Origin of the sequence: Amycolatopsis sp. NPDC049688 (assembly GCF_040674975.1) — a bacterium.
Lineage (GTDB): Bacteria > Actinomycetota > Actinomycetes > Mycobacteriales > Pseudonocardiaceae > Amycolatopsis.
This window is the reverse complement of the sequence record NZ_JBFANY010000022.1, coordinates 45,446-59,302: the sequence shown is the minus strand read 5'-3', so window position 1 is coordinate 59,302 and position 13,857 is coordinate 45,446. Positions and strand designations below refer to the sequence as shown.

Annotated in this window: 13 protein-coding genes; 12 read left to right on the top strand and 1 reads right to left on the bottom strand. The window is 73.4% G+C overall.

The features are described from left to right. The first annotated feature begins 1 nt into the window (after position 1). The 9 genes from AB0J55_RS41735 (at position 2) to AB0J55_RS41695 (ending at position 7,442) form a co-directional block, all read left to right on the top strand. Positions 2-190 carry a hypothetical protein gene (locus AB0J55_RS41735; RefSeq protein ID WP_364262280.1) on the top strand — a complete coding sequence of 63 codons (189 nt, stop codon included), beginning with the start codon at positions 2-4 and terminating at the stop codon, positions 188-190. Beyond that, entirely contained in the window at positions 187-1,245 is a 1,059-nt protein-coding gene (locus tag AB0J55_RS41730; RefSeq protein WP_364262277.1) for a 3-dehydroquinate synthase family protein, read from the top strand. Before AB0J55_RS41735 ends, AB0J55_RS41730 begins: the two co-directional genes overlap by 4 nt. After that, positions 1,242-2,501 carry a 3-deoxy-7-phosphoheptulonate synthase gene (locus AB0J55_RS41725; RefSeq protein ID WP_364262274.1) on the top strand — a complete coding sequence of 420 codons (1,260 nt, stop codon included), beginning with the start codon at positions 1,242-1,244 and terminating at the stop codon, positions 2,499-2,501. The genes AB0J55_RS41730 and AB0J55_RS41725 overlap by 4 nt, the downstream gene beginning before the upstream one ends. Next, complete coding sequence (locus tag AB0J55_RS41720; protein ID WP_364262271.1) at positions 2,498-3,286, top strand: shikimate dehydrogenase; 789 nt, start codon at positions 2,498-2,500, stop codon at positions 3,284-3,286. The genes AB0J55_RS41725 and AB0J55_RS41720 overlap by 4 nt, the downstream gene beginning before the upstream one ends. An 85-nt stretch (positions 3,287-3,371) precedes the next feature. Next, positions 3,372-3,572 carry a hypothetical protein gene (locus AB0J55_RS41715; protein ID WP_364262268.1) on the top strand — a complete coding sequence of 67 codons (201 nt, stop codon included), beginning with the start codon at positions 3,372-3,374 and terminating at the stop codon, positions 3,570-3,572. Between the two features lie 32 nt (positions 3,573-3,604). After that, complete coding sequence (rifK, locus tag AB0J55_RS41710) at positions 3,605-4,765, top strand: 3-amino-5-hydroxybenzoate synthase (RefSeq protein ID WP_364262265.1); 1,161 nt, start codon at positions 3,605-3,607, stop codon at positions 4,763-4,765. Continuing rightward, on the top strand, positions 4,762-5,835 hold the full coding sequence (locus tag AB0J55_RS41705) for a Gfo/Idh/MocA family oxidoreductase (RefSeq protein WP_364262262.1): 1,074 nt from the start codon (positions 4,762-4,764) through the stop codon (positions 5,833-5,835). Before rifK ends, AB0J55_RS41705 begins: the two co-directional genes overlap by 4 nt. A 12-nt stretch (positions 5,836-5,847) precedes the next feature. After that, on the top strand, positions 5,848-6,546 hold the full coding sequence (locus AB0J55_RS41700) for an HAD-IA family hydrolase (RefSeq protein WP_364262259.1): 699 nt from the start codon (positions 5,848-5,850) through the stop codon (positions 6,544-6,546). Beyond that, a complete protein-coding gene (locus AB0J55_RS41695; protein WP_364262256.1) occupies positions 6,522-7,442 on the top strand; it encodes an ROK family protein in 921 nt (306 codons plus the stop codon). Before AB0J55_RS41700 ends, AB0J55_RS41695 begins: the two co-directional genes overlap by 25 nt. Here the strand turns inward: AB0J55_RS41695 and AB0J55_RS41690 are convergent. After that, positions 7,432-8,628: a cytochrome P450 gene (locus tag AB0J55_RS41690; RefSeq protein ID WP_364262253.1), complete on the bottom strand. Its 1,197-nt coding sequence runs from the start codon at positions 8,626-8,628 to the stop codon at positions 7,432-7,434. The genes AB0J55_RS41695 and AB0J55_RS41690 overlap by 11 nt on opposite strands. A 156-nt stretch (positions 8,629-8,784) precedes the next feature. Here AB0J55_RS41690 and AB0J55_RS41685 point away from each other — a divergent pair, with 156 nt between their 5' ends. From AB0J55_RS41685 to AB0J55_RS41675, 3 genes are read left to right on the top strand one after another with little or no spacing between them, the layout of a single operon-like run. Beyond that, positions 8,785-11,994: a PDZ domain-containing protein gene (locus AB0J55_RS41685; RefSeq protein WP_364262250.1), complete on the top strand. Its 3,210-nt coding sequence runs from the start codon at positions 8,785-8,787 to the stop codon at positions 11,992-11,994. Continuing rightward, complete coding sequence (locus AB0J55_RS41680; RefSeq protein WP_364262246.1) at positions 11,994-12,755, top strand: NAD-dependent epimerase/dehydratase family protein; 762 nt, start codon at positions 11,994-11,996, stop codon at positions 12,753-12,755. Before AB0J55_RS41685 ends, AB0J55_RS41680 begins: the two co-directional genes overlap by 1 nt. A 32-nt stretch (positions 12,756-12,787) precedes the next feature. Further along, entirely contained in the window at positions 12,788-13,855 is a 1,068-nt protein-coding gene (locus tag AB0J55_RS41675; protein WP_364262243.1) for an aldo/keto reductase, read from the top strand. Positions 13,856-13,857 lie beyond the last annotated feature (2 nt).

Below are 13,857 nucleotides of genomic sequence, written 5' to 3'. Positions count from 1 at the left end.
GATGACGGAAAGGGACGGCCTGCTGGCGCGGTTCGCCGGCCTGTGCAGGTCCGCGTACGCCCACCACTACATCCCGTACCTCAATTTCTTCTACGGCGGCGAATACCTCCACCACGGCAGCGAGCCGGTGGCCCGGATCGCCGACCTGCCGTACCGGACGCTGCCGGAGCCGCGGGAGAAGGCGCCATGAGCCCCACCACGATCCCGGTCCGCCTCGCCGAGCGGTCCTACGACGTGCTCGTCGGTCCCGGGGTGCGGAACTCGCTGCCCGGGGTCGTCCGGCGGCTCGGGGCCCGGCGCGCGGCGGTCGTGTCGGCGCGTCCGGCGGACTGGGTGCCCGGCACCGGCGTCGAGACGCTGCTGCTGCCCGCCCGCGACGGCGAGCCGGGCAAACGGCTGTCCACAGTGGAGGAACTGTGCGGCGAGTTCGCGCGGTTCGGGCTCACGCGGTCCGACGTCGTCGTCTCCTGCGGCGGCGGCACGACCACGGACGTCGTGGGGCTCGCGGCCGCGCTGTACCACCGCGGGGTCGCCGTGGTCCACCTGCCGACGACGCTGCTGGCCCAGGTGGACGCCAGCGTCGGCGGGAAGACCGCGGTGAACCTGCCGGCGGGCAAGAACCTGGTCGGCGCCTACTGGCAGCCCAGCGCGGTCCTGTGCGACACCGACTACCTGACGACCCTGCCGCGGCGCGAGGTGCTCAACGGCCTCGGCGAGATCGCCCGCTGCCACTTCATCGGCGCGCCGGACCTGCGCGGGCGGACGCTGCCGGAGCAGATCGCCGCCAGCGTCACGCTCAAGGCCGGCATCGTGGCGCAGGACGAGCGGGACACCGGGCTGCGGCACCTGCTCAACTACGGGCACACGCTGGGGCACGCCCTCGAGCTCGCGACGGACTTCGCCCTGCGGCATGGCGAGGCGGTGGCCATCGGCACGGTCTTCGCGGGCCGGCTGGCGGGCGCGCTGGGCCGCATCGACCAGTCCCGGGTGGACGAACACCTCGCCGTCGTCCGCCACTACGGCCTGCCTGCGGCGTTGCCCGGCGGCGTCGATCCGGACGTCCTGATCCGGCAGATGCACCGGGACAAGAAGGCGATCACCGGGCTCGCCTTCGTCCTGGACGGGCCCCGCGGCGCGGAACTGGTCAGCGACGTGCCGCCGGAACTCGTGTCGCGCGTCCTCGCCGAGATGCCCCGCGAACGCCTGGCGGACCTGGTCGCGGCCACCGATGCGGCACCGGCATGAGACGGCTCCTGCACGGACCCGCCGAGCCGGGCGGCCCGAACCGTCACTCGCGCGCGGTGGACCGGGCGCTGGGCCGCAGGCTGGACGAGGCTTTGAACCGGCCCGCCGCGCAACAGCCGGAGTGGCCGGACCCCGCGCGGGCGGCCCGGGTGGCCGGGCAGCTGCACGACGCCGAACCCGTCGTCGCCCCGGCGGAGACGGCCCGGCTGGCGGCGCGGCTCGCGTCCGTCGCCCGCGGCGAGGCGTTCCTGCTGCAGGGCGGCGACTGCGCGGAGACGTTCGACGGCAACACCGAAAGCCACCTGCTGGGCAACCTGCGGCTGCTGGAGGAGATGGCGGACGTCCTCTCGGCAGCGGCCGGCCTGCCGGTGGTCAAGCTGGCCCGGATGGCCGGGCAGTACGCGAAACCGCGGTCCAACACCGTCGACGCGCTGGGGCTGCCGGTCTACCGCGGCGACATCATCAACGCCCCGGAACCCACGGTGGCCGCCCGGACCCCGGACCCGCGCCGGATGCTGCGGGCCCACGCCCACGCGCTCGAGGCGATGGACCTGGTCCGCAAGTTCTGCGCGGACGACGTCCACGTCAGCCACGAAATGCTGCTGCTCGACTACGAACGAGCCGTGCTGTGGGCGGACGCGACCGGCCCGGAACCGCGGTTGTCGAGCGGGCTGGCGCACTTCCTGTGGATCGGCGAGCGCACCCGCCAGCTCGACGGGGCCCACATCGCCTTCGCGGAGCTGCTGTCCAACCCGATCGGCCTCAAGCTCGGGCCGAGCACGACCCCCGAACAGGCCGTCGAGTACGTGGAACGCCTCGACCCGCACCGCACGCCGGGCCGGCTGACGCTGGTCAGCCGGATGGGCCACGACCTGGTCCGCGACGTGCTCCCGCCGATCGTGGAGAAGGTCGCCGCCTCCGGGCACGAGGTGATCTGGCAGTGCGACCCGATGCACGGCAACACCCGCCGGTCGGGCAACGGGTTCAAGACCCGGCACTGCGACCACGTGCTCGACGAACTCGCCGGCTTCTTCGAGGTCCACCGCGGCCTCGGCACCCACCCCGGCGGCATCCACGTCGAGGTCACCGGCGACGACGTGACGGAATGCCTCGGCGGTTCCCCCGGCGTCACCGAGGCCGACCTGCCCGCCCGCTACCGGACCGCCTGCGACCCGAGGCTCAACGCGGCGCAGTCGGTGCAGCTCGCTCGTTCGGTCGCGCAGCTGTGGTGCGGCACGCAGGTGGAGGTCCGGTGATCAGCGGGACCACCCGGCTGTACGTCGTCCTGGGCGATCCCGTCACCCAGGTCCGGTCGCCCGGGCTGCTGAACCCGCTGTTCGCGCGGCTGGGCGTCGACGCGGTGCTCGTCCCGGTGCACGCGAAACCCGCGGACCTCGCCCAGGTCGTCGGTGGCCTGCAACGCATCGGCAACCTCGACGGCATCTTCGTCACGGTGCCGCACAAGACGGCCGCCGCCGGGCTCGCCGACCACCGCAGCCCGACGGTGGAGATCACCGGCAGTGCCAATGCGCTCCGGCGGGAAGCCGACGGCAGCTGGTACGCGGAAAACTTCGACGGCCTCGGCTTCGTGGCCGGTCTCGCGGGGGCGGGCCACGACGTCACCGGGGAACGGGTGGCGCTCGTCGGCGCGGGCGGCGCCGGCAGCGCGATCGCGGCCGCCCTGCTGGACGCCGGGGTGGCCCGGCTGGCGGTGTGCGACCCGGACACCGCGAAGCTGCACGCGCTGCGCGACCGCCTGGACGCGCACTGGCCGGGCCGGACCGCCACCTCGGCCGAACCGGACACCGACGGCGCCGCCCTCGTCGTGAACGCCACGCCGCTCGGGCTGGACCCGGGCGATCCGCTGCCGTTCCGGCCGCGGCTGCTGCCCCGGGGCTGCGTGGTGGCCGACATCATCATGAAGCCACGGGAAACGCGGCTGCTGCGTGAAGCCGCGGAACTCGGCCATCCCGTGCATTGCGGAATGCACATGCTCGACGGGCAACTGGACTCCTACCGGGCCTTTTTCGGGTTGCCCTGAACGGCGGGGACTACTACCAGGCCGGGGGATGCGGCCCGGCCGGGCGCCGCCATATTTTGGGAACCGGGCGAAGATTCGGAGAAATATGGACGCGCGACAGCCTGCAGAACTCCCGCAGCCGGTCGAGTACGACGAAGCCGCGTGGAATGCACTGGTGAAACACCTGGAAAGCGAGTTCGGCGACAGCGTTGCCGCCGAGCGGAAGCCCGCGGCCGGTACGAATGCGGTGGACCTCGTTCTGCAATGCCTGATGGACTCCTACCGCGCTTTGTTCGGCCTTTGGTGAAGAGGTTCGACCCCATGGAGAATCGGAGAGACATGAACGCGCGACAGGCACCGGTGTTCCCCCAGTGGCCGCACTACGACGAGGCCGAGCGGGAAGGCCTGATCCGGGCCCTGGAGCAGGGCCTGTGGTGGCGGATGGGCGGCGACGAGGTCAATTCCTTCGAGCGCGAGTTCGCCGAGCACCACGGCGCCGAGCACGCGCTCGCGGTCACCAACGGCACGCACGCGCTCGAGCTCGCCCTGCAGTGCATGGACGTCGGGCCGGGCACCGAGGTCATCGTGCCCGCCTTCACCTTCATCTCGTCTTCCCAGGCGGCGCAGCGGCTCGGCGCGGTCGCGGTCCCGGTCGACGTCGACCCGGACACCTACTGCATCGACGTCGCGGCCGCCGCCGACGCGATCACCCCGCGCACCAAGGTGATCATGCCGGTGCACATGGCCGGGCTGATGGCGGACATGGACGCGCTCGCGAAGCTCTCGGCCGACACCGGCGTGCAGATCCTGCAGGACGCCGCGCACGCGCACGGTGCCCGCTGGCAGGGCAAGCGCGTCGGCGAGCTGGGCACGGTCGCGACGTTCAGCTTCCAGAACGGCAAGCTGATGACCGCGGGCGAAGGCGGTGCCGTGCTCTTCCCGGAGAAGGAGATGCACGAGCGCGCGTTCCTGCGCCACAGCTGCGGCCGTCCGAAGAACGACACCCGGTACCTGCACCTGATCGCCGGCTCCAACATGCGGCTCAACGAGTTCTCGGCGTCCGTGCTGCGCGCGCAGCTGAGCCGCCTCGACGACCAGATCGCGCTGCGCGACGAGCGCTGGGCCCTGCTGTCCCGGCTGCTCTCCGGCATCGACGGGGTCGTCCCGCAGGGCGACGACCCGCGCGCCGACCGCAACTCGCACTACATGGCGATGTTCCGCATCCCCGGGATCACCGAGGAGCGGCGCAACGCACTGGTCGAGAAGCTCGTCTCCGCGGGCCTTCCCGCGTTCGCCGGGTTCCGCGCGATCTACCGCACCGACGCGTTCTGGGAGATCGGCGCGCCGGACGAGAGCCTCGACGCGGTCGCGAAGCGCTGTCCCAACACCGAAGCCATCAGCGCGGACTGCGTGTGGCTGCACCACCGCACCCTGCTGGCCGGGGAGGCCGAGATGCACGCGACTGCCGAGATCATCGCCGACGCGGTGGCGTCTGCATGACGGTCAAGGTCGCCGTGGTCGGCCTCGGCTGGGCCGGCCGCGAACTGTGGCTGCCGCTGCTGCGCGAGCACGCGGACTTCGAGGTGGTCGCCGCCGTCGACGCCGACCCGGCGTCACGCGCGGCCTTCGCCAAGACGGCGGGCATCCCGGTGCACGCGGGCGTGGAAGCGCTCTCCGCGCGGGAGGTCGACCTGGCGGTCGTCGCGGTCCCGAACCACCTGCACGCCGAGGTGGCCGGCTCGCTGATGGCCACCGGGATCCCGGTCTTCCTGGAGAAACCGGTGTGCCTGACCTCCGCCGAGGTCGACGTCCTGGCCGCCGCCGAACGCAGCGGCGGGATGCTGCTGGCCGGCAGCGCCGCCCGGTACCGCGCCGACGTCGCGGCGCTGGCGCAGCTCGTGCCCGACCTCGGCGACGTCCGGCACGTCGACCTGGCGTGGGTCCGGTCGCGCGGCGTGCCGCGGGCCGGCTGGTTCACCCAGCGCGACAAGGCGGGCGGCGGAGTGCTGTTCGACCTCGGCTGGCACCTGCTCGACACGCTCGCGCACCTGCTCGGCCCGGGCCGGTTCACACAGGTGACGGGGTCGACCTCGGATGACTTCGTCAACGTCGGTGCGTGGAGCGCCGCCTGGCGCAAGGACTCCTCGGGCGCCGACACCGCCGACGTCGAGGACACCGCCCGCGGTTTCCTCGTCCGCGACGACGGCGTCTCCGTTTCGCTGCGGGCCAGCTGGGCCTCGCACGAGGCACGGGACGTCACCCTGATCCGCGTGGAAGGCAGCGCCGGCGTCGCGGAGCTGCAGTGCACGTTCGGCTTCAGTCCCAACCGCCGGCCCGAACCCGAGCTGACGCTGACCAGCGAGGGCACCACCACCCCCATCACCCTGCCCGCCGAGCCGATCGGGGCCGAGTACCGGCGCCAGCTGGACGGGCTCGCCGCCAGGCTGGCCGACCTCGGCAACCGCGGCGCCGCCGTCGCCGAGGCTCGGCCGATCGTCCGAATGATCGAAAACTTCTACGCCTCGGCCCGCTCGGCGCGCGATCCGCGCCCGGTCCCGGCGTACCAGTAGAGAGGGTGCTCCATGGCTTTCCCGATCGTCGACCGGCCCGGCACCGAGGCCGATCCCTCGGTGTCCGCCCGGCACGCGGTCGTCTTCGACCTCGACGGGGTCGTCGTCGACAGCTTCGCGGTGATGAGTGAAGCCTTCGCCATCGCCTACGCCGAAGTCGTCGGGGACGGCCCGGCGCCGTTCGAGGAGTACCGGCGCCACCTCGGCCGGTACTTCCCCGACATCATGCGGATCATGGACCTGCCGCTGGCGATGGAGGAACCGTTCGTCCGCGAGAGCTACCGCCTCGCCGACCAGGTGACGGTTTTCGACGGTGTCGTCGAACTGCTGCTGACGCTGCGCACCCGCGGGCTGCGGCTCGCCATCGCGACCGGCAAGAGCGGTCCGCGGGCGCGTTCGCTGCTCGACAAGCTCGGCCTGCTCCCGTTCTTCGCGCACGTGATCGGCTCGGACGAGGTCGCCCGGCCGAAGCCGGCCCCTGACATGGTGCTCAAGGCCCTGGACCTGCTGGACGTCCCGGCCGAACGGGCCATCATGGTCGGCGACGCGCCGACCGACCTGGCCAGCGCCCGGGACGCCGGCGTCGCCTCGGCCGCCGCGCTGTGGGCACCCCCGGACGACGTCGGCGAGCTGCTCGCCGCCGGGCCCGACGTGGTGCTGCAGCGTCCGGCCGACCTCCTCGCCCTGTGCCCGGCGCTGTCGCTCCGCTGAAGCCGGTGTACCTCGGGATCGACATCGGCGGCACGAAGGTCGCTTTCCGCGCCGAGACCGACGCCGGGCCGGTCGACGAGACGGCGTTCGCCTGGGGGCCGCGGCACAGCGCCGCGGCGGACCTCGCCCGGCTCGCGGGGCACGTGGCCGAGCTGCGGACGCGGCTCGGCTCGCCCCTGCGCGCGGTCGGGGTCGCCATGCCCGGCACGGTCTCGCCGGACGGCCGGGTCACCGCGTGGCCCAACCGTCCTGAGTGGACAGGCCTGGCCCTGGACGTGTCGCTGCAGGAGCTGTTCCCCGAGGCGGCTGTCGCGTGGGCGGACGACGGCGACCTCGGCGCGCTCGCCGAGGCCCGGGCCGCGGACTGCGGCAACCTGCTCTACCTCGGGGTCGGCACGGGGGTGGGCGGCGGCCTGGTCCTGCGTGGCGAGCCCTGCCCCGGTCCTTCCCGCGGCTCGTTCGAGCTCGGCCACGTCGTGGTCGAGCTGGACGGGCCGCCCTGCGTGTGCGGCAGGCGCGGCTGCCTGCAGGCCATCGCGTCCGGACCGGCCACTTTGGACCGTGCGGCCGACCTGCGGGAAGCGGCGGTGACGTTCGACGACCTCCGGCAGGCCCTGGGCGACGGGCAGCTGTGGGCGGTCAGTGCGGTCCGCCGCACGGCCCGCGCCCTGGCCGCCGCGGCGACGGGTGTCCAGGAGCTGCTGCACCCGGACCGCCTGGTGCTGGGCGGCGGTTTCGCGGCGGGCATCCCCGAACTCGCCGGCTGGGTTTCCGAGCACCTGACGGAGTTCGCCCGGCCCGGCCAGCTGCCGTTGCCGGTGGGACCGGCCGCGCTGGGAGGCCTGTCTTCCCTGCGCGGCGCGGTGTCCCTCGCCCGCCTGATCGCTACCAGGTGACCGGCAGCTTGACCATGCCCTGCACCGCGTGACCCGGCCGGAACGGAATCTCTGCCGCCGCGGTCGCCAGGCGCAGGTCCGGCAGCCGGTCGAACAGTTCCTGCAGCGCGACTTCCTGGATGATCCGGGCCAGGTTCTGGCCGAGGCACTGGTGGGCGCCGAACCCGAACGCGATGTGGTTGCGGGTCGGGCGGTGCCAGTCCAGCACGTCCGGGTCTTCGCGGACGTCCTCGTGGCGGTTGAGCACCGACGTCAGGAAGATGATGCCGTCGTCCTTGCGGATGGTGACCCCGCCGATCTCGATGTCCTCCGTGGCCACCCGCGTGATGCCGTCGGTGATGGAGGTGTAGCGCAGCAGCTCCTCGCCGGCCGCGCCCCACAGCGACGGGTCCGCGCGGAGCTCGGCGAGCCGCTCCGGGTTGTCCAGCAACGTGAAGATGCCGAGCGAAAGCATGCTGGCCGTGGTTTCGAAGCCGGCGCCGAGGATGACCACGGTCAGGTCGACCAGGTCGGCGCGGGACACCTCGCCCTCGGGCGCTTCGACGAGGTCGCCGAACAACCCCTCGTTCAGCTTGTGCCGGTTCTCGCCGGCCAGGGCGAGCAGGTACTCCCGGAGTTCCCCCATGGCGATCGCCGGGTTCTCGCCGGACAGCATCCGGGTCGTCCGCTCTTCGAAGTGGTCGTGGTCCTCGTACGGCACACCCAGCAGGTGGCACATCACCATCGACGGCAGCGGCTGCGCGAAGTCGGTGACGAGGTCCGCGGGCGGCCCCTTCTCGACCATCGCGTCGAGCACCCGCGCGGCGATCTCGTGGATGCGCGGCCGCAGGGCATTGATCCGCCGGTGCGTGAAGCTCGGGATCAGCCGCCCGCGCTGCACCTTGTGCACCGGGTCGTCCACACCCACCAGCGGCGGGGTGAGGCGGTTGCGGATGCGCCCGACCACCTCGGTCGTCGCGGGGAAGGCCGGGTTCCGGCGGTCGGTGGACAGGCGCGCGTCGGCCAGCAGCCGGCGGGCCTCGGTGTGGCCGGTGACGCCCCAGACCACGCGGCCGTCGTACAGCTCCAGCTGCGAGATCGGGCCGTGCGCGGCCGCCGCCCGGTAGCCGGCGGGCGGCTGGTAGGGGCAGGTCCGGTCCTCGGGGAAGGCGGCGATCTCGGTCACGGGTTCCTCGGTGGCGGTCATGGGCCGTCCTTCCGGGCGGAAAAAGCGTGCTGCGACGTCGTTTCGCGCCCACGTTAGGGAAGGGACGGGCCGCCGAGCATCCTGCAAGCTGGTAGGCGTGGGCGCTATCAGATCGAGGGATGCCCGGGCGATCACCGGTGCCCTAGCGTCCCGGAGGTGACTGCTGACACTTACCTGAGGCACCCCCACGTCGCCGGTGACGTGCTCACGTTCGTGGCCGAGGACCGGGTGTGGCTGACGTCGGTCGCGGAGGCCCTCGCCGGGACCGCGACGGCGCGGTGCGTGGTCGAGGACGCCGGTCCGGGCGGGGCGCGCGTGTCGCTGCCGCGGCTGAACCCCTCGGCGACGCGGCTGGCGTGGACGTCGGTGACGGGTGGCAACACGGTGGCGTTGCGCGGTGGCTCGCGCGAGGTCTGGTACACCGAGCTCGACGGCGGCCGCCCGCAGCAGTTGACGCACTGGGCCGACCGGAACACCGCGACCTGCGGCTGGCTTTCCGACACGGAGGTGCTGGCCCGCTCCGGCTACGGCCGCGCCGCCGACCGGCGCGCCTGGATGTTCGCCGTCCCCGTCGGGGGGCCGCCGCGCGAGGTGCCCTGCGGGCCCGCCGCGGAGCTCGCGGTGCGCGCCGACGGCGCCCAGCTGGTCGGCACGATGACGGTGTTCGAGCCGGTCTACTGGAAGCGGTACCGGGGCGGCTGCGCCGGCAAGATCTGGTATTCCCCGGACGGCAAGACGTTCGAGCCGGTGCTGCGGTCACTCGGCGGGAACCTGACCAACCCGGTCTGGGCCGGCTCGCGGATGGCGTTCCTCTCCGACCACGAGGGCGTCGGCGCGCTCTACTCCGCGGAGATCGACGGTTCGGGCCTGCGCCGGCACGGCGACCTCGGCGAGTTCTACGCGCGCAATGCGACTTCGGACGGCAACCACGTCGTCTACGAGCAGTCCGGCCGGCTCTTCCTGCTGGCGCCCGGCAGCGAACAGCCGGTGCAGCTGCGGATCCGGCTGGCGAACGCGGGCCACGGCCGGCTCCCGCGCACCTGGTCCGGGGCGACGGCGACCGGCGGCTTCGCGCTCGACCCGGCGGGCCGGCACCTGGTCGCCGAGGTGCGCGGCACCCTGCACCTGCTCCCGGCCGGAGGCGGCGAGCCCCGGCCCGTCTTCGACGTCCCGGGCGCGCGGGCGCGACTGCCCGTCGTCACCGAGGACGCCGCCACCGTCGTCTGCGTCAGCGACCAGGGTGGCGAAGAAGGCATCGACGTCCTCCCACAGGACGGCTCCCCGGCCCGCCGGCTGGCGCACGGGCAACTGGGCCGGGCGCGGGAACTCGTCGTCGCGCCCGACGGCCGGACCGCCGCGGTCGCCACGGACGTCCGGCTGCTGACCGTGGACCTGGCCGCCGGCACGCTGACCGAGCTGGTCCGCACCGACGACGACCACGGCCCCTGCGCCGGCCTCGCCTTCTCACCCGGGTCCGACCTGCTCGCCTGGGCGCAGCCGACGTCGTCCCGCGGTGGTGGCCGCAGCCGGATCCGGCTCGCCCGGCTGGCGGACGGCCACCTCGCCGACGTCACCCGCGGTCGGTTCCAGGACGGCTCACCGGCCTTCACCGCCGACGGCCGGTACCTCGCCTTCCTGTCGGGCAGCACGCTCGACCCGACGGGCCCGAACCTCAACGGGCAGCTGCAGCAGGCCGGGTTCGTCCCGGGCGTGCGGCCGCACCTGGTGCCGCTCGACGGGCGGGCGCCGTCGCCGTTCGACCCGAGCTACGGCGGCTGGCCGGAAGAGGACACGCCCGCGGAGACCGGGGTAGATCTCGAGAACCTGCCCGAGCGCGTGGTGCCGTTCCCGGTCGAGGCGGGCACCTACGAGTCCCTGGTGGCGGTCGAGGGTGGCGTGGCCTGGCTGGACCGGCCGATCCACGGCGTGCTCGGGGAAGCGACCCGGCACGCGCCCGGACCGCCGCCGATGCCGCGGCTGGTGGGCTTCCGGCTCGCCGACGCGAGCCGCCCGACGCTGCTGGAGAAGGCCGTCGGCCCCTACTCCGTCGCCGCGAACGGCGGCCGGCTGGCGTACCGCGCCGGTGGTTCCGTGCACGTCAAGCCGCTCGGCGACGACGGGACCGAGCTGGTCGCCGACCTCGGCGCGATCGAGGTCGAGACCGACCCGGCCGCCGAGTGGTGCCAGATGTTCGACGAGTCCTGGCGGCTGATGCGGGACCGGTACTGGCGCGCCGACGTCGACGGCGTCGACTGGCCGTCGATCGGCGCCCGCTACCGGCGGGTGCTGGACCGGATCGGCTGCAGCCACGACCTGTTCGACGTGATCATGGAGATGCACGGCGAGCTGAGCGTCTCGCACGTCGGCGTGTTCTTCATCGGCGGCCAGGGCCGTCCCACGCCGCCGCCCGGGTACCTCGGCGCGGACCTGGCGCCGACGGCCGGGGACGGCTGGCGCATCGAACGGCTGCTGACCGGCGACATCTCCTCGGCCATGCACCGCACCCCGCTGATCGGACCCGGCGTGACGGCCCGGCCCGGCGACGTCATCACCGCCGTGGACGGCGAGCCCGTCGACCCGGCCTACGGGCCGATGCCGCAGCTGGCCGGGAAGGCCGGCAAGCAGGTCGCGCTGACCCTGCGCCGCGACGACGCCGAGTTCCGCCTGGTCGTCGTGCCGACCCCGCACGAATCCCGGCTGCGCCACCACGACCTGACCGTCCGCCGCCGGGCCCGGGTGGCCGAGCGGACCGGCGGGCGCGTCGGCTACCTGCGGATCATCGACATGGTGGCGGCCGGGTGGGCCGACCTCAACCGCGACCTGGGCGAGGAGCTCGAGCGCACCGGGCTGATCCTGGACCTGCGGGGCAACCACGGCGGCGACCTGCACCCGCTGCTGGACCTGCTGACCCGGCGGGTCACCGGCTGGCACCGGCCGCGGTTCGCCCAGCCCTACACCTGGCCGTACGACACCGTCCGCGGCCCGGTCGTGGTGGTCGTCGACGAGTTCACCACCTGCGGCCCGGAAAACCTCGTCGTTTCCCTGCAGCTGCTCGGCGCGGCGACGCTCGTCGGCACCCGCACGCACGGCTCGATGACCGGCTCGATCCCGGCCGACCAGGCCCTCCTGGACGGTTCGCGGGTCTCCCAGCCGACGGTGTCGAAGTGGTGGGACGGGCCCGGCTGGCTGGACGGCCACGGCGTCACCCCCGACGTCGAGGTGGAGATCACGCCGCAGGACTGGGTCGCCGACCGCGATCCGCAGCTGGACACCGCGATCGACCTCGTCCTCGCGTCCCTCGACCGTGACGGCCACCCCGTGCCGCCGGAGCTCGGGCCGCCCACCCACGGCCGGCTGGAGCGCTGATGGAGGTCATCGGAAGCGGCTTTCTCGCCCGCAGCTTCGCGGCCCTCGCCGACTCCCACCCGGGGGTCGTGCTCGCCGCGTTCGGTGTGTCGGTCGCTTCCGGGATCCCCGAAGCGGATTTCGCCCGGGAAGCCACGCGCCTGTACGAGCTGATCGACCGCTGCGAACGGCGGCAGGAGCGGCTCGTGTTCTTCTCGACCGCCTCGGCGGCCATGTACGCGGTGCCCAGGGAACCGGGCCGGGAGGACGGGCCGGTCTTCCCCTCGACCGCCTACGGACGGCACAACCTGGCCCTGGAAGCGGTGCTCGCCGCCTCCCGCGCCGACTACCTCGCCCTCCGGCTGGCCCACGTCGTCGGCCCGGCGCAGCACGCGCGGATGCTGGTGCCCGCCCTGGTGCGGCAGATCGAATCGGGCGCGGTCCGGCTCTACCGCGGCGCGCGGCGGGACCTCATCGACGTCGACGACCTGGTCGACGTGGTGGACCGGCTGCTCGCCACCGGCGCGAACCGGACCGTCGTCAACGTCGCCACCGGCACGGCCACGCCGATCGAACGGATCGTGGACCACCTCGAAGCCGGGCTCGGGATCCGGGCGGAACGCGAGTACGTCAGCGAAACGGCGAGCCAGCCGGTGTCCGTCGCCCGGCTGCACCGGCTCGTGCCGGAATCCGCCCGCCTCGGCGACGACGGCTACTGCCGCCGCGTGCTGGGCAAGTACTTCCGGGAGTACGCCGGCCGCGCGCCGGCCACGACCGGCTGAGCACCCACCGTCGACCCACAGGGACGTCCTCCATGACATTCGTCGTCGAAACCCAGCGACAGCCCCGTGAAACCCTCCTGGACCGGCTCGGCACGCCGGGCGAGCCCGACCGGTTCTACACGCAGCTGGGCCGGACCGGCCTGCGCGTCAGCCGCCTCGCACTGGGCACGGTCAACTTCGGCGGCCGGGTCGAGGAGGTGGAATCCCACCGCCTGATGGACCACGCGCTGGCGCGGGGCCTCAACTTCGTGGACACCGCGAACATGTACGGCTGGCGTGTCTACAAGGGATACACCGAGGAGGTCATCGGGCGGTGGCTGGCGGCGAGCCCGTCACGGCGCGACGACGTCGTCCTGGCCACCAAGGTGGGCAACGAAATGGGCCCCGGCCCCAACGAACGCGGCCTGTCCGCGCGGCACATCGTCGCCGCGTGCGAGGCGTCGCTGCGGCGGCTGGGCACCGACTGGATCGACCTGTACCAGATGCACCTGGCCGACCACACGAGCGGCTGGGACGAGGTGTGGCAGGCGATGGAGCAGCTCGTCGGCCAGGGCAAGGTCCGGTACGTCGGCTCGTCCAACTTCGCCGGCTGGAACCTCGCGGCGGCCCAGGAAACGGCCCGGCAGCGCCACTTCCTCGGCGTGGTGTCCGAACAGTGCGGGTACAACCTGGTGACCCGGTTCCCGGAGCTGGAGGTGCTGCCCGCCGCGCAGGCGTACGGCATCGCGGTGTTCGCCTGGTCCCCGCTGCACGGCGGCCTGCTCAGCGGGGTCCTGCGGAAACTGGCCGAGGGGACGGCGGTGAAGTCCGCGCAGGGCCGCGCGGTGCCGGCGCTGGAGGAGTGGCGCGACACGATCACCGAATACGAGCGGTTCTGCCGCGAGATCGGCCGGGAGCCGGCCGACGTGGGGCTGGCGTGGGTGCTGTCCCGCCCCGGCGTCACCGGAGCGGTCATCGGCCCCCGCACGGAAGACCACGTCGACGGCGCGATCGACGCACTGGGCGCGCCCCTGTCCGAACCGGAGCTCACCCGCCTCGACGCCCTGTTCCCGCCGCCCGGCCGGGGCGGCCCCGCGCCGCAAGCCTGGATGTCGACCTGACC